Origin of the sequence: Promicromonospora sp. NPDC023805, assembly GCF_040639635.1 — a bacterium.
Lineage (GTDB): Bacteria > Actinomycetota > Actinomycetes > Actinomycetales > Cellulomonadaceae > Promicromonospora.
Window position 1 is genome coordinate 154,391 of record NZ_JBFAAH010000012.1, and the last position, 14,491, is coordinate 168,881.

Sequence of the window (14,491 nt, forward strand, 5' to 3'; positions counted from 1 at the left end):
TCCCAACCATGAACCCCGTCCCAACCATGAACCCCGTCCCAACCATGAACCCCGTCCCAACCACGATCCCGGTTCCAACGGCGATCCCGGCCCCACTCACGACCCCGGCTCCACCCCGATGAGAAGGAAGGCACTCAACGATGAGCAGGACACCTTCATGGCACAGCAGCTCGCGCAGCGGATCGCCGAGCAGCGGACCAGCACGCGAACCGGCAACCCACCAGGGACCGGCACGGCGTAGGTCCCGGCGCTCCGCCGTCGCGGCGCTCGCGGCCCTGGCGCTGGCCGGCAGCACGGTCGGCGCGGCGCTCGCCGCCCCGGCGACCGCGCAGGAGCTCCCAGCGCCCGACCTGCACTACACGATGGACGACGTCGCGGGCGCCGTCGTCCCCGACTCCTCAGGGAACGGACTGGACGGAGCGATCTCTGGCACGACGAGCGTGGTCGACGCCGAGGGCGGGGGCACAGCACTCGATCTGCCCGGCGGGGCCGGCGGCGGCTACGTGACCATCCCGCGGGCGGCCCTGGAGGGCGCGACCGACGTCACCGTGTCGGCGCGCGTGCGCTGGGGCGGCACCGGGGGTGCGTGGCAGCGGGTCTTCGACCTCGGCACGGACACCTCGCGCTACCTGTTCGCGACGCCGTCGAACGGTGACGGCCGCCTGCGCACCGCGCTCACGACGAACGGCGGGGGCGGCGAGGCGCAGACCAGCGGCTACGGCCCGCTGCGCGCCGACGACTGGGTGACGCTCACGGTCACCCTCGACACGGCCGCCGACCGGCTCACAACCTACCTGGACGGTGTGGCCGTCGGCAGCGCCCGGTCCACGGTGGCCGCCGGCGACCTGCTCACGGACGCCGCACAGTCGGCCGGCTACATCGGCCGGTCGTTCTATCCTGATCCGCTCCTGGACGGCGCGATCGACGACTTCCGCCTGTACCGGGCGGCGCTGAGCGGGGACCAGGTGGCCCAGCTCGTGGAGGAAAGGCCAGAGATGGTGGAGCTGACGAAGGACACGTTCGAGGTGCGCACGACGGTCGCCGCGGCGCCCGAGCTACCCGAGGCGGTGCGCGCCGTCTTCACCGACGGCTACGACCGCGACGTGCCGGTGACCTGGGACGAGATCGACCCGGCGCAGTACGCGCAGCCCGGAGAGTTCACGGTCGCGGGCGATGCGGCGGGCACGCCCGTGAGCGCGACGGTCACCGTGCACCGCGGCGAGCTGCGGGTCGACCTCGGCGCGCAGACCGGGGACTTCCACGGCGGCGCCTCCGGGACCCTGTACGGGCTCTACGGCGACGGGCTGCCGAGCGACAACCTGATCGAGGGCATGGGCGTCCGTACCGTCTCGACCAAGGCGCAGGACGGTCCCCAGCACCCGGGTGCTGATGCGCTCGAGGTGGTCCGGCCGCTCGCCGACGCCACGGACGGCGACGTCTACATCTACATGACCGACATCCACCGCGGCTTCCCGTACGAGTGGCCGGGCGACACACCGCAGGAGAAGCTCGACACCTTCGTGGACAAGATCGCGACCCAGGTCGACCAGGTGCTGGAGCTTCCGCAGGAGTACCAGGACAACGTCGTCTTCGTCCCGTTCAACGAGCCCGAGGGCAACATGTTCGGGACCGGGCAGTGGAGCTACGACGGCACGTCCTGGCTCGACGACCCGGCCGACTACTTCGCCGCCTGGGACCGCGTGCACGCGCTCATCAAGGACCGGATGCCGGGGGCGCGCATCGCGGGCCCGAACACGAGCATCCTGTACAGCCAGGTCAAGGGCTACCTCGAGCACACCGTCGAGGCCGAGACCGTTCCCGACGTCATCACCTGGCACGAGCTGTCCCACCCGGAGAAGATCCGCGAGTCCGTGGCGACCTACCGCGACTGGGAGGCGGAGGTCTTCGCCGGCACCGACCTGGCGGGCACCAACCTGCCGATCAACATCAACGAGTACGCGTTCAACTACCACACGTCGGTCCCCGGCCAGATGATCCAGTGGATCTCCGCCATCGAGGACTCCAAGGTCGACGCCGACATCGCGTACTGGAACATCGACGGCAACCTCTCCGACTCCGCGGTCCAGTCCGACCGCGGCAACGGGCAGTGGTGGCTGTTCAACGCGTACGCCCAGATGAGCGGGAGCACGGTCAAGGTGACGCCGCCGTTCCCCGGCGAGAACTACACGCTGCAGGGTGTCTCCACCCTGGACACCGAGCGCGCGATGTCGCGCACCATCGTCGGCGGGGCCGACGGCGCAGCACCCGTCGAGCTCGTCAACGTGCCCGGCGCGGTGTTCGGCGACGACGTCCGGGTCACGGTCCGCGAGATCCCGTGGACCGGCCAGCTCGGCGACTCCGCCCAGCCGCGCCACCTCGCCGAGCTGACCCTCCCGGTCGCCGACGGCAAGGTAGCCGTGGAGTTCGACGGCGAGACACTTCCGCTGCTCCGCGAGTCGTCCGCCTACGAGATCGTCGTGACGCCCGCGGGTGCCGGCGAGAGCACCAGCAAGGCGCCCACGTCCTGGGAGGACAGCTACGAGGCGGAGGACGCCACCTACACCGGGTCCGGGTACAGCCTGAACGGCCCGGAGGGTTCGCCCTCGGACGTCGCCAAGTTCTACACGTCCGGCGGGTACAACGTGGGCGGGCTGCGCACCGGCTCCGACGGCGTCCTGGACTTCGAGGTGACGGTGCCAGAGGACGGCACCTACGACCTGTCGGTCTTCGCCAACAGCCAGAACACGTACGACGCCGTGGCGGAGCAGGGCCCGACCAACGTCTTCGTCCGGGTCGACGGCGCCGCCGAGCAGGAGCTCCACCTGCCGCTCGGCTACAAGTGGGTGGTCTGGGACCACGCCGACACGACAGTGGACCTCACGGCGGGTACGCACACCATCTCGCTCGCCGCGCGCAGCCTCGACGGCACCGGCGTCACCCGGGGCGACGCGATCCTCGACCGCATCACCCTCGCCCTGCCGAACCCCGACGCAGGCGTATCCGTGTACGAGGCCGAGCACGCGACGCTCGACGGCGGGCGCGCGCTGTACGAGGCGCCGGACGGCGTCGACCCGGCAACCGTCTCCGGCGCCGGCGGCGTCGAGCTGGCCGAGGGCGAGACCGCCACGTTCTGGGTGTACGGCGCCCGCGACGGCGAGGCGACCCTCGGCGTCGACACTCTCGGTGCCGGCACGGGGACACTCGCCGTCAACGGGCGCGAGGTCCTCGACCTCGGCAAGGGCCGGTCGGCACGGGTCCACGAGGTGGCCGCTCATCTGACCGGAGGCGTCAACAAGGTGGTCGTCACCGGCGGCGCCGACGGCGTCGTCGTGGACCGGCTCACCGTGGCCCTCGGGACCGGGGCGCTCGCGGCGACCGAGTACCAGGCCGAGACGGCGGAGCTCGCCGGTTCGGCGAAGGTCGCCGACTTCTCGCTCGCCGAGGGCGGCAAGGCAGTGACGGACGTCGGGGGAGAGCCGGGCAACGGCAGCACCTTGACGTTCCAGGTCGACGCCGGCCGGGCCGGCCCGCACGCCGTCGTCCTGCGGTACTCGAACCCGGAGCAGTCCCCGGCGTCGCACTACAACCCGGACCCGATCGCCCGCCGGGCGGACATCTCGGTGAACGGTGGCGCGTCGGTCCCGGTGCTCTTCCCGCACACGTTCCACGAGAACAGCTTCTGGGAGAAGACGGTGGTGCTCGACCTGGAGGAGGGGCCGAACACCATCACGCTGAGCTCGGAGGAGGCACCGAACTTCGACGGCACCACCTACGCGTCCGACGTCTGGCCGGACTTCCCGCTGCGGTCGCGCTGGGCACCGATCGTCGACCGGATCACGGTGTCGCCGCTCGCGGCGCAGCGAGTCCAGGCGGTCACGGAGGTGACCGCCGAGGCGATCTGCCGTGGGCCGCGCGCGTTCCTCGCGGTCAGCACGCGGAACGTCTCGGACGAGCCGCTCGACGTGCGGATAGAGAGCGAGCTCGGGAAGCGGTCGACGAGGGACCTGGCGCCTGGTGACACCTGGCGCCAGACCTTCCCGACCCGCTCGGCGGCACTGGCGGCCGGATCGGTGACGGTCACGGCGGCGGGCGTCGCGACGGAGCACGCCTACGAGGGGATGTCCTGCGGCTCGTAGGGCCGGCTCGTCGTTGGTCGAGCTTGTCGAGGCCCAGGTCTGGACAAGCTCGACCAACGGGTGCGGGCGGTTGATCACGGGCGGGCCGGGCGTCCGCCGATGAGGGTGTAGCCGACGGCGGTGGCCGCCACGACGCAGAACACTCCCGCCGGTGCGACGGTCCCGGTCAGCAGGACCGCCGCCAGGATCGAGGCGGTAGCGGCCGCGAGCTCCGGCCCTCGTCTGCGGACGGCGGTGCGCAGCCCCGCCCGGTCGTTCGCCTTGGGCGTGACCATGAACCGCGCGCGGACTCCGAGACCTACCCGCACGACCGCACGCAGCGTGACGACCGCGACCGACGCGTAGAGCAGGCCGCCGCGCAGCAGGAACAGGCACGCCGCCACCGGCCCGCCGCGCCGGATGCTGCGGATCGCCTCGGGCAGCAGGGGCACGGACCCGAGCATCCCGAGCGAGGCACCGAGCGGGACCGGGATTCCCGGCATCCGTTCGGCGGCCGCTGCGAGGGCGAATCCGAACAGCGAGATCAGCATGACGGTGCCGACGAGCGGCGAGGCCAGGTTCAGGAACACGTCCAGCCGTCGTGCGGGGCGCAGCCGCGTGTCGAAGAGCAGGCCGCGGTCGCGGCCGAGCAGCTGCATGGCGCCCTCGGTGAACTTGCCGAACTGGGTGGTGAAAGCGATGTAGTCGGTGGGGGCGTCCTCGACGGAGACCAGGTCCGGCACGTAGCGCACGGTGCGTCCCTGGCGCGCCAGCTCGAGGGTCAGCGCGGCGTCCTCGGTGACCACCTCGGGGAACCCGCCGGCGTCCCGCAGCGCGCCGACGTCGAGCAGCGCGCCCCGGCCGTCGAAGGCGGCCGTGCCGAACCAGGCCCGGCCCGCCGACATCGCGCGCAGGTGGGTGTCGAACATCCCGCGGAAGTCCCGGACGAACCGGGTCTCGCCCCGCCGGGAGCGGATGGCGCCCTGCACGACCGCCACCTGAGGGCTCGCGTGGAGGTGGCGCAGTGCCGCCCGGACGAAGTCCGGGCCGATCTCCTGGTCGGCGTCGATGATCACCACGGCGTCCACGCCTTCCGCGTGATGGCGCAGGTAGTTGTTGATGTTCCCGGCCTTGAACCCGCTGCGGTCGGTCCGGCGGACCACCTGGACGGCTCCGGCGGCGGTGCTGGTCGCGAAGGTGTCCACGGCGGCCCGGTTCGCGGCGTCGCGCGAGTCGTCGAGGACGACGGTGCGGGTGCGCGGGTGGGTCTGGCGCATGCTGCGTTCCACGACGTCGGCGCGAAAGTCGTCGGCGGCGGTGTAGACGAGGGCGACCACCAGGTCGTCGAGCTCGGGGCGCGGTCTGCGGGCCCGCATCCCGACCGAGGGGTGCGAGCGCCGGGTCGCGGCGACCAGGAGCACGGCGGCCCGGATGCCGACCAGCCAGGCCGCGGCGATCGCGGCGGCGGCGAGCGTCGTCGTCGTCCAGGTCATGGGCGTCGCGGGGCGGGTGGCGGCTGCCAGGACGAGCCACGCGCCCGCCGCGAGGACGGCCCAGGCCACGGCCAGCGCGAGCGCCGGACCGAGTGCGGAGAGCGGTCCGGGCATGCCTTCGCCGCGTCCGGAGCGATCGTGGGGGCGACGGCGGTGGGGGCGGGACTCGTCTGGAGGGGAGTCGTCGGAGCCGGTGGTCAGCATGCCTCTGATCCAACCGGGGGCGGGCCCGCTGATCACTGGCGCAGGGGCGAGACCGGGGGTAGACCAGGCACTACCCCGGAGGTCGAGCGGGCGCTATCCCGGTCCGGAATCCACGCCGGTACCGTGAGCGAATGCCCCGATCCGACCGTCTCGCCCTCGCCCTGCGGCGGCCCGGCTACCTCGTCTCGAGGTGGCTGCCGCAGGCATGGCTGTTCACGTCCTTGACCGCGTTCATCGCAGGCCCGCTAGGGGCTTTGGGGCTGAGCGGCGTCATGCGGTGGCCTACGACCTTCTGGGAGTTCGCCCTGCTGCTGGCGACCATGCTGGCGACCATGCTGGTGCTCAGCCCGCTGATCGCCCGGCTCGACCGCGGCCGTGTGCGCCGGCTGGGCAGCACGCAGATCGCGGACCCGCACGCGCCGACCGAGCTCGGTGGGCTCCGCCGTGTCGTGTTCCGGCTGCGTGAACCCGCGACCTGGCGGGAGGTGGCCTATGTGGCTGTCGTGCTGCCGATCGGCTGGGTCGCCGCATCGTTGCACATAGCCGCCGCGTGGGCCGTGTCCATGGTCTTCACGGTCCCCCGGTACTGGATGAACGGCGACCTCGTCTGGTTCGACAACCCCACCGGTGCCGTCCTCGGACTCCTCGCCGCGATCGTCGCGATCCCTGCCCTGGGCTATGTCCTCGGGCTGCTCGCGCTCGTGCAGGCGGCCCTGGCACAGGCCCTCCTGGCGCCGCGGGGTCCTGAGCTGCGTCGGCAGATCGAGCGCCTCACCGCCTCGCGGACGAGCCTGGTCCGGTCGTTCGAGGGCGACCTGCGCCGCATCGAACGCGACCTGCACGACGGCGTCCAGCAGAAGCTCGTGACGCTCACGATCGCGCTGGGCTCGGCCGAGCTGGACGCCGGCGAGCTGGCCCGGGCGGGCGTCGACGTCGAGCGGCTGCACCGCCACCTGGGGCGGGCCCACGATCTCGCCGAGGCCGCGCTCGAGGATCTCCGCTCGACGGTCCGCGCCATCCATCCGCGGGTGCTCGCCGACCACGGGCTGACGGCGGCGGTGCACGAGCTGACCTCCCGGATGCCGGTCCCGGTGGTTCTGGCGAGCACCGTCGAGGACCGCTTCGACCCTGAGATCGAGCTCTGCGCCTACTTCATCGTCAGCGAGGCGCTGACGAACGTCGCGCGGCACAGCCAGGCGGGGAGGGCGCGGGTGGTGCTCGCTCGCGACGATGGGCTGCTGACGGTCCGGGTGCACGACGACGGCCTCGGCGGGGCCGACTTCGGCACTGGCGCAGGGTCGGGGACCGGGCTCGTCGGGCTGCGGGAGCGCGCCGAGGCCGCAGGGGGCAGCCTGACGGTGACCAGCCCGCCCGGCGGGCCGACGACGGTAGGCCTGCTCCTGCCGGCCCGTGCGCGGGCGGCCGGGCCGGATGCCGGGCCGCGACCAGTCGCGCCGCCGACAGCCCAGCCGCCGTCCACCCCGCCCACGGTGACGGAGACTGTATGACATGCGGATAGTGCTGGCGGAGGACTCGATACTGCTCCGCGACGGGCTGGTCGGGCTGCTCGAACGTGTGGGGCACCAGGTGGTGCACGTGACCGACAACGCCGACGAGCTGGTCCGGCTCGTGCTGGCGGACGGTGCGCACGGCCAGCTGCCCGACCTGGTGATCACCGACGTCCGGATGCCGCCGCGCCTGGAGAACGACGGCATCGACGCGGCGGTGAAGCTCCGTCGTCACCACCCGGCGCTGCCGGTGGTGCTGCTGTCGCAGTACGTCGCCGACGCCTATGCGCGGGACCTGCTCGCCGGAACCTCGGGCGGGATCGGCTACCTGCTCAAGGACCGGATCGGGCGCGTGAGCGACGTCATGATGTCGCTGGAGGTCGTGGCGGCCGGCGGCACGGTCATCGACCCGCAGATCGTCAGGTCGCTGCTCGACCGGAGCTCGTCGCCGCTCGACACCCTGACGCCGCGCGAACGCGAGGTGCTCGCACTGATGGCGGAGGGCAGGGCAAACCCGGAGATCGCCCAGCGGCTGGTCGTGAGCGATGCGGCAGTGGCCAAGCACATCGGCAACGTGTTCGCCAAGCTCGGGCTCACCGCCGACGACGCGGGCCACCGTCGTGTCCGTGCGGTGCTCGCCTACCTGCGCGGCTGACCCGCCGGGTGGCGGACTGCCCGGCGGCAAGGCGCCCCGTTCGGCGGGTGTCTCCACGGGTGCCGGTGGCAGAGACTTCGGGTAGCGCACCGTACCCGTCGTGCGGCGCCCGGAGACGAAGGAGTTCTTGTGGCCGAGATCTTGCAGCGACCCCCGTTCGACCCGGAGCTCGAGGCGGCCCTCACGCTGCTGGCCGACCAGATGCCGGCGACGTTCACACCCGAGATGATCCCGATGCTGCGCCAGGGCATGCCTGGGTTCGACGTGGGCGTGAACGACCTGCTCGCCGAGGCGGGCGTCGAACGCCGCGATGTGACCATCGCCGGGCACGAGGGCGACGAGATCGAGGTGAGCGTGCTGCGGCGCGAGGGCCGGACCGGCGTCGGACCGGGGATCTATCACACGCACGGCGGCGGGATGATCTTCGGCGGCCGGTTCCTCGGCGTGGAGCAGATGCTGGAATGGATCATCGACCTCGACGCCGTCGTCGTCACCGTCGAGTACCGCGTCGCGCCGGAGTTCCCTGACCCGTACCCGGTCCGCGACTGCTACGCGGGCCTCGTCTGGACGGCGGAGCACGCAGAGGAGCTCGGCATCGACCCGGAGCGCCTGATCATCGCGGGTGGCAGCGCGGGCGGCGGCCTGGCGGCGGGCCTCGCGCTGATCGCACGCGACGAGGACGGTCCCGCCCTGGCCGGACAGCTGCTGATCTGCCCCATGCTGGACGACCGCGACCAGACGGTCTCCACCCGGCAGATCGACGGGATCGGCGTCTGGGACCGTGGCTCGAACGTCACCGGCTGGTCCGCACTCCTGGGCGACCGGCGCGGGACCGACGACGTCTCGATCTACGCCGCGCCGGCGCGGGCGACAGACCTGTCCGGGCTGCCGCCGGCGTTCATCGACTGCGGCAGCGCGGAGGTCTTCCGCGACGAGGACGTCGCCTACGCCACCGCGCTCTGGGCCGCCGGCGTGCAGGCCGAGCTGCACGTCTGGGCCGGCGGGTTCCACGGCTTCGACATGACGGCGCCGCACAGCGCACTGGCCAGGGCGGCGCGCGCGGCGCGGGCCGCGTGGGTGGCGCGAACCCTCGGCGCCTGACGTTCGCTTAGGGTGTGTCCCACACGCGCGATGGAGCGAACTATGCAAGAGCTCGTGGGACGACTTACCGCACTCGATGCCGAGGCCAGCGAGACCCTGAAGGTGGTGGCCTACTTCGACGTGCTGGTCGCGGGCGGCGTAGGACTCCAGGCCCTGCTGCGCGGCGCGGCGGTGCTCAGCGGAACGGTCGCCGGTGCGTTCGACGGCCGGCGGACGCATCGCATCGGGCCCGACGGCGGCAGGCCGGCCGACGGCGCAGGGCCCGCCGGCCCTCGGCCCGACTGGCCGGCGCGCAGCACCAGCACCGGGAAGGTCTGGCTGGAGCGCGACGGCTCGCCGCACGCCAACGACGAGATGGTCATCGAACGGCTGGCGCTCGCGGTCGAGCTCGTCGAGGCGCGTCGTCCGGGTCACCGGGACAGCTCGCTGGAGACCGCCCTCGACGCCGCCCGCGACGTCGAGGAGCGCCGGGTCGCGCTGTCCCGGCTCCGGCTCGATCCGGCGCGCCTCGTCCGCGCGGTGGCGCACCCGGTCGCCCACCAGGTCGCGTACCGGGCGGAGGTGGCCCCGTCGACGGTCGTGGCCACCCCCTGCGGCCTCGTGCGTGCGGTGGTCCTCGGCGGGGACGCCGAGGTCGCGGGCCCCGCCGGGGCGGGCGTCACGCTCCGTGCGGACGAGCTCCCCGAGTCCTTCCGGACGGCGGTGCTCGCGCTGCGGCTGCTTCCCGGGAGCGGCGCCGTCGTGGACGCCGCCGCCCTCGGGATATTGCTGGCCGCCGTCAGCGCGCTCGAGCCGGTCGCCGCCGAGCAGCCGGACGTCGTCGCGCTGGCCCGGCTCGACGCCCGCGCCCGCGCGGTGCTCGACGAGCTCGCGGCGGCCGAGAGCGTCCGCGCCGCCGCGGCTGCGCTGGGTATGCACCACTCGACGCTCCAGGCACGCCACGACACCCTGACGAACGACCTCGGCTACGACCCGCGATCCCTGGACGGGCGAGCGCGGTTCCGGCTGGCTCGTCTGCTGCTGCGCCTCGCGGAGGACTGAGCCCGGGTTAGACGAACGCCCCGAGGAGCAGCACCACCAGCAGGGCCACCACGGAGAGCACCGACTCCATGAGGGACCACGTCTTGAACGTCTGACCGACGGTCATGCCGAAGTACTCCTTGACGAGCCAGAACCCGGCGTCGTTCACATGCGAGAGGAACACCGAACCCGCGCCGATGGCGAGCACGAGCAGGGCGGCGTGCGTCGGCTCGAGGCCGGCGGCCAGCGGCGCCATGATGCCCGCCGCGGTGATGGTCGCTACCGTGGCCGACCCGGTGGCGATCCGGATGAGGGCGGCCACCATCCAGCCGGCCAGCAGCGGGGTGATCCCGGCGTCCGCGATGCCCGAGGCGATGACGTCGCCGACACCGGACTCGACCAGAGTCTGCTTGAAGCCGCCGCCCGCGCCGACGATGAGCAGGATCCCGGCGATCGGCGCGAACGACGAGCCGACCAGGTCGCCGAGCTGCTGACGCGTGCGCCCGACGGCGGTGCCGAAGGCGAACAGCGCGAACAGCGACGTGATGAGCAGCGCGACGAGCGGTGTGCCGAGAAACTCCAGCACCGTTCCGTATCCGGTCTCGGTCGCGCCGGCTATCTCGACCGCGGACCGTGCCAGCATGAGGATCACCGGGAGCAGCACCACCAGCACGGACATGCCGAACGTGGGCTTGCGCAGGCCCGCGGTGGCGTTCGACGAGCCGTCGGCGTCGCCGCCGGACGTCCCCGCGCCCTCGGACATGCCAAGGACGCTGACGGGCGGCTCCAGCCGCACCCAGCGGGTGAGCGGGATGGCGAGCAGCGGGCCCGCGACGATCACCGTCGGGACCGCGACGAGCAGCCCGAGCCCGAGCGTGAGGCCCAGGTCGGCCCCCAGGGCCTCGATGGCCAGCAGCGGGCCGGGGTGCGGCGGCACCAGGCCGTGCAGCGCGGACAGGCCGGCGAGCGCCGGGATGCCGACCAGCACGGGGTTGGTGCGCATGCGGCGCGCCACGATCATCACCACCGGGATGAGCAGCACGACGCCCACCTCGAAGAACAGGGGGATGCCGACCACGAACGCGATGAGCGCCATGGCCCAGGGCAGCCGCTTGGCCGGGGTCTTGTCGAGGATCGTGTCGACTATGCGGTCGGCGCCGCCCGAGTCGATGAGCAGCTTGCCGATGATCGCGCCGAGCGCGATGAGCACGCCGACGCCGGCGACCGTCGACCCGAGGCCCGCGGAGAAGCTGGTGAACGTGTCGGTGAGGCCGATGCCCGCCGTCACCGCGAGCACGCCGGACCCGAGCACGAGGGCCAGGAACGGGTGCACCTTGAGCCAGACGATGAGCACGATGATGACGGCGATCCCGGCGACGGCAGCGATGACGAGCTGCGGTGTCGAGGCGGTCGGCTCGGCCGCTGCCGCCGCCTGGGGGAGTGCGGCCGCTGCGCCCTGGGCGAGCAGGGTGGTGGTGTGGAACATCAGTGGTCCTTGTGCTCGGTGCTGGCTTCGGTGCTGGCTTCGGTGACAGGTGCGACGGCGGGCTCGCCGAGCAGGCGGAGGGCCTCCTCGACGATCTGGTCCGGCCGCGGGGTGATGTCGACGGCGAACCCGGGCTCGTCGTCCCCGAGGGGTTCGAGGGCGGCGAGCTGGCTGTCGAGCATCTCGGGCTTCATGAAGTGCCCGGCGCGGCCTTGGATGCGCTCGCGCAGCAGGTCGTAGGAGCCCGTGAGGTGCACGAACTGCACTGCGCCGGTCTTGTTGCTGCCCGCCGTGTTGTCGCCGGCGGTCTCCAACAGGTCGCGGTAGCTCCGGCGCAGGGCACTGCACGGCACGACGGCGCTCCGGCCCGCCGCGAGCTCCTTGGCGAACCAGTCGCGGATCCCGGTCAGCCACGGCCAGCGGTCGTCGTCCACCAGGGGGTGGCCGGCGGCCATCTTGGCGACGTTCGCGGGGGAGTGGAAGTCGTCGCCCTCGGCGAACGACGCGCCGAGCCGGCCGGCCAGGAGCGCCGCGACCGTCGTCTTGCCCGATCCGGCAACGCCCATGACGACTATCGCCCGGGGTGCGCGGTCCGCCTGGCTGCTGGCTGTTCCGCTGCTGAGGGGCCCGCTGGTTGGCTGGGCCGAGAACTTCGCTGTCTCGGTGACGTCTGTGTCCATCTCCCTATCCTCACCTATTGATGTGACCATTGATCCGTGATTAATGTCACCAATGATGGAACGGGTGGTGCGGCCGCCGACGCCGCTCCCGAGCGCCGCACCGGGCGTGGCCGCAGAGCGTGACCGGAGGGCGCCCTATTCTTGGAGGATGTCCCCAGTGCTGCACGGCCCCGTCCTCGACGCCCTGGGCCGTCGCATCACCGCAGGCGAGCTGCCTGCCGGGGCGTCGCTGACGCTGGACGGGATAGGCGCAGAGTTCGGGGTGTCGCGCACCGTGGCGCGTGAGGCGATGCGCCTCCTCGAAGGCGTCGGGCTGGTCCGTTCCGGGCCGCGCGTGGGCATCGTCGTCCTGCCGCACGACGCGTGGAACGTGCTCGACCCCCGTGTCATCGAGTGGCGGCTGGCCGGTCCCGGACGCGCGTCGCAGCTGCGCTCGCTCACCGAGCTGCGCCAGGCCGTCGAGCCGCTCGCCGCCGCCTGCACCGCACGCGGGGCCACCGCCGCCGTCCGCGACGAGCTGGTCGGTATCGCGCGCCGGATGCGCGAGCTCGGCGAGGTGGGCAAGGGCGACGGTGAGGAGTTCCTGGCGCTGGACATCGAGATGCACGAGCTGCTCCTGCGCTCCAGCGGCAACGAGCTGTTCAGCGCGCTCGCCGACGTCGTCGCCGTCGTCATCTCCGGACGTACCCACCTCGGCCTGATGCCCGCCTACCCCGAGCCGGAGGCGCTGGACGCGCACGAGGCGGTCGCCGCAGCGGTGGCCAGGGGCGACGGGCCGGCCGCCGAGGAGGCGATGGCGCGGATCGTGCGCGAGGTGCGCGGCGCACTCGGCGAGGGCCAGGCGCTCAAGCCCTGACGGCCGGCGGGTTCAGCGCAGCGCGGCCAGCAGCGGGAGGCGGACGGCGGGGGGCAGCGGCCCGTCGTCGGGCCGCGTGCTGATGGACCGCAGCTGCAGTGCCACGAACCGGCGCGAGGCGGCAACGACCGCCTCGCGAGAGGTCGCCCGGATGCCGGAGTTGGCCATGATCAGCATGACGAGGTCGTCCAGCACGAAGTCGCGGCGCAGGCCGCCGGCGTCCTTGGCCCGCTGGATCAGCCCGGACAGTGCCACCAGGGCCCGGCTGCGCTCCTGGGCGAAGTCGACCGCCTGAGGAAATGCCGAGACGAACGCGGCGGTGAAGCCGCGGTCCTCGGCGTGCATGGCGGACACCTGCTCGATCACCGTACGCAGCCCGCGCCACGGGTCCGGGTCGGCGACGGCGGCGTCGACCAGCGCGTTGCAGGTCGCCATCTGCTCCCGGAACGCCTCGGTGACCAGCGCCTCCTTGGTCGGGAACCGCCGGTACAGCGTCGCAGGGCCGACGCCGGCGCGGCGGGCCACCTCGCGCATCGGGACGTCGATGCCCTCCTCCGCGAAGATCGAGCGCGCCACCTGGAGGATGCGGTCGCGGTTGTCGCGCGCGTCGGAGCGCAGCTCGTGCGCGGCGGGCGCGGCGACGGTCGTCCCGGCGGGCTCGGACTCGTGCTCGGTCATCATTCTCGCTTCGCCGAAACGGACGGGGTGTTCCACTCGCGCGCGACCATGCTCCCACGACCCGGGCGCGGGTCCGGGCCGGGGGCCGGACCCGGCTCTGTCCGGCCACTGCCGAAAAGGGTCGCATCACGCAGCAGCGCGTTGCGACACTCCGAGGATGCACATCAACCGAGTACAGCCCGACGGCCTGCACCCCACGCCGGGCTACCACCACGTGACCATCGTCGAGTCGGGCCGGACCGCCTACCTCGCCGGCCAGTGCCCGCTCGACGAGTCCGGCGTCCTCGTCGGGCCCGGCGACCTCCTGGCGCAGACGGACCAGTTGACGGCCAACGCCCTGGCGGCCCTGTCGGCCGCCGGAGCGACGCCGAGCGACGTCGTCCGCTCCGTCATCTACGTGGCGAGCGCCGAGCGGGCCGACCTCACGGCCGTCTGGGACCGGCTCAACGCCGGCCCGCTCGCCCAGGCGTTCACCACCGCGAGCACCCTCCTGGGCGTCGCCGCCCTCGGGTTCCCCGGTCAGCTCGTCGAGGTCGACCTGACGGCGGCGCTCGCCGATTGAGCGGCGAGATGACCATGCACCTGCTGCCAGATCCGGGAGGCGGATTCATACGGTCAGTGCAATAGCGCTGATCGAGGGAGAGTCTGCTGATGGTGTCGTCGGGTGTGCGGTGGCCGGTCGAGGTCCGACGTCG

At 72.7% G+C, this 14,491-nt stretch carries 11 protein-coding genes; 7 read left to right on the forward strand and 4 right to left on the reverse strand.

The genetic code is table 11. The features are described from left to right. Window positions 1–140 precede the first annotated feature (140 nt). The gene (locus AB0F70_RS14100) at window positions 141–4,136 is read left to right on the forward strand and encodes a LamG-like jellyroll fold domain-containing protein (RefSeq protein ID WP_357448946.1); all 3,996 of its coding nucleotides are present in this window, start codon (window positions 141–143) and stop codon (window positions 4,134–4,136) included. Window positions 4,137–4,210: 74 nt separating this feature from the next. Here AB0F70_RS14100 and AB0F70_RS14105 read toward each other — a convergent pair whose 3' ends face one another. Next, complete coding sequence (locus AB0F70_RS14105; RefSeq protein ID WP_357448948.1) at window positions 4,211–5,722, reverse strand: glycosyltransferase family 2 protein; 1,512 nt, start codon at window positions 5,720–5,722, stop codon at window positions 4,211–4,213. A 221-nt stretch (window positions 5,723–5,943) separates the two neighbouring features. Here AB0F70_RS14105 and AB0F70_RS14110 point away from each other — a divergent pair, with 221 nt between their 5' ends. The 4 genes from AB0F70_RS14110 to AB0F70_RS14125 all read left to right on the forward strand — a co-directional run bounded on the left by AB0F70_RS14110 (window position 5,944) and on the right by AB0F70_RS14125 (window position 10,117). Further along, window positions 5,944–7,320, forward strand: a complete 1,377-nt coding sequence (locus AB0F70_RS14110) for a sensor domain-containing protein (protein ID WP_357448950.1) — start codon at window positions 5,944–5,946, stop codon at window positions 7,318–7,320. A 1-nt stretch (window position 7,321) separates the two neighbouring features. Continuing rightward, on the forward strand, window positions 7,322–7,975 hold the full coding sequence (locus tag AB0F70_RS14115) for a response regulator transcription factor (protein WP_357448952.1): 654 nt from the start codon (window positions 7,322–7,324) through the stop codon (window positions 7,973–7,975). A gap of 129 nt (window positions 7,976–8,104) precedes the next feature. Next, a complete protein-coding gene (locus AB0F70_RS14120; RefSeq protein ID WP_357448954.1) occupies window positions 8,105–9,076 on the forward strand; it encodes an alpha/beta hydrolase in 972 nt (323 codons plus the stop codon). A gap of 42 nt (window positions 9,077–9,118) precedes the next feature. Next, window positions 9,119–10,117, forward strand: a complete 999-nt coding sequence (locus AB0F70_RS14125) for a hypothetical protein (protein WP_357448956.1) — start codon at window positions 9,119–9,121, stop codon at window positions 10,115–10,117. 7 nt (window positions 10,118–10,124) lie between these two features. On the opposite strand, the gene AB0F70_RS14130 is transcribed toward AB0F70_RS14125, so the two are convergent. Together AB0F70_RS14130 and AB0F70_RS14135 are read right to left on the reverse strand one after the other, a co-directional pair. Beyond that, on the reverse strand, window positions 10,125–11,582 hold the full coding sequence (locus AB0F70_RS14130) for a gluconate:H+ symporter (protein ID WP_357448958.1): 1,458 nt from the start codon (window positions 11,580–11,582) through the stop codon (window positions 10,125–10,127). After that, window positions 11,582–12,148, reverse strand: coding sequence for a gluconokinase (locus AB0F70_RS14135; protein ID WP_357448970.1), 567 nt, complete (start codon window positions 12,146–12,148; stop codon window positions 11,582–11,584). The genes AB0F70_RS14130 and AB0F70_RS14135 overlap by 1 nt, the downstream gene beginning before the upstream one ends. A 262-nt stretch (window positions 12,149–12,410) precedes the next feature. On the opposite strand from AB0F70_RS14135, the gene AB0F70_RS14140 reads away from it, so the two are divergent. Next, complete coding sequence (locus AB0F70_RS14140; RefSeq protein WP_357448960.1) at window positions 12,411–13,118, forward strand: FCD domain-containing protein; 708 nt, start codon at window positions 12,411–12,413, stop codon at window positions 13,116–13,118. Window positions 13,119–13,130: 12 nt separating this feature from the next. On the opposite strand, the gene AB0F70_RS14145 is transcribed toward AB0F70_RS14140, so the two are convergent. Beyond that, window positions 13,131–13,796: a helix-turn-helix domain-containing protein gene (locus AB0F70_RS14145; RefSeq protein ID WP_357448962.1), complete on the reverse strand. Its 666-nt coding sequence runs from the start codon at window positions 13,794–13,796 to the stop codon at window positions 13,131–13,133. Window positions 13,797–13,953: 157 nt separating this feature from the next. On the opposite strand from AB0F70_RS14145, the gene AB0F70_RS14150 reads away from it, so the two are divergent. After that, entirely contained in the window at window positions 13,954–14,358 is a 405-nt protein-coding gene (locus AB0F70_RS14150) for a RidA family protein (protein WP_357448964.1), read from the forward strand. Window positions 14,359–14,491 lie beyond the last annotated feature (133 nt).

Excerpts from the sequence above, each read along its gene's own strand:
- AB0F70_RS14105 (WP_357448948.1), bottom strand. The coding sequence starts at position 5,722 with ATGCCCGGACCGCTCTCCGCACTCGGTCCGGCGCTCGCGCTGGCCGTG.
- AB0F70_RS14100 (WP_357448946.1), top strand. The coding sequence starts at position 141 with ATGAGCAGGACACCTTCATGGCACAGCAGCTCGCGCAGCGGATCGCCG.
- AB0F70_RS14115 (WP_357448952.1), top strand. The coding sequence starts at position 7,322 with ATGCGGATAGTGCTGGCGGAGGACTCGATACTGCTCCGCGACGGGCTG.
- AB0F70_RS14125 (WP_357448956.1), top strand. The coding sequence starts at position 9,119 with ATGCAAGAGCTCGTGGGACGACTTACCGCACTCGATGCCGAGGCCAGC.
- AB0F70_RS14130 (WP_357448958.1), bottom strand. The coding sequence starts at position 11,582 with ATGTTCCACACCACCACCCTGCTCGCCCAGGGCGCAGCGGCCGCACTC.
- AB0F70_RS14150 (WP_357448964.1), top strand. The coding sequence starts at position 13,954 with ATGCACATCAACCGAGTACAGCCCGACGGCCTGCACCCCACGCCGGGC.
- AB0F70_RS14145 (WP_357448962.1), bottom strand. The coding sequence starts at position 13,796 with ATGACCGAGCACGAGTCCGAGCCCGCCGGGACGACCGTCGCCGCGCCC.
- AB0F70_RS14135 (WP_357448970.1), bottom strand. The coding sequence starts at position 12,148 with ATGGGCGTTGCCGGATCGGGCAAGACGACGGTCGCGGCGCTCCTGGCC.
- AB0F70_RS14110 (WP_357448950.1), top strand. The coding sequence starts at position 5,944 with ATGCCCCGATCCGACCGTCTCGCCCTCGCCCTGCGGCGGCCCGGCTAC.
- AB0F70_RS14140 (WP_357448960.1), top strand. The coding sequence starts at position 12,411 with ATGTCCCCAGTGCTGCACGGCCCCGTCCTCGACGCCCTGGGCCGTCGC.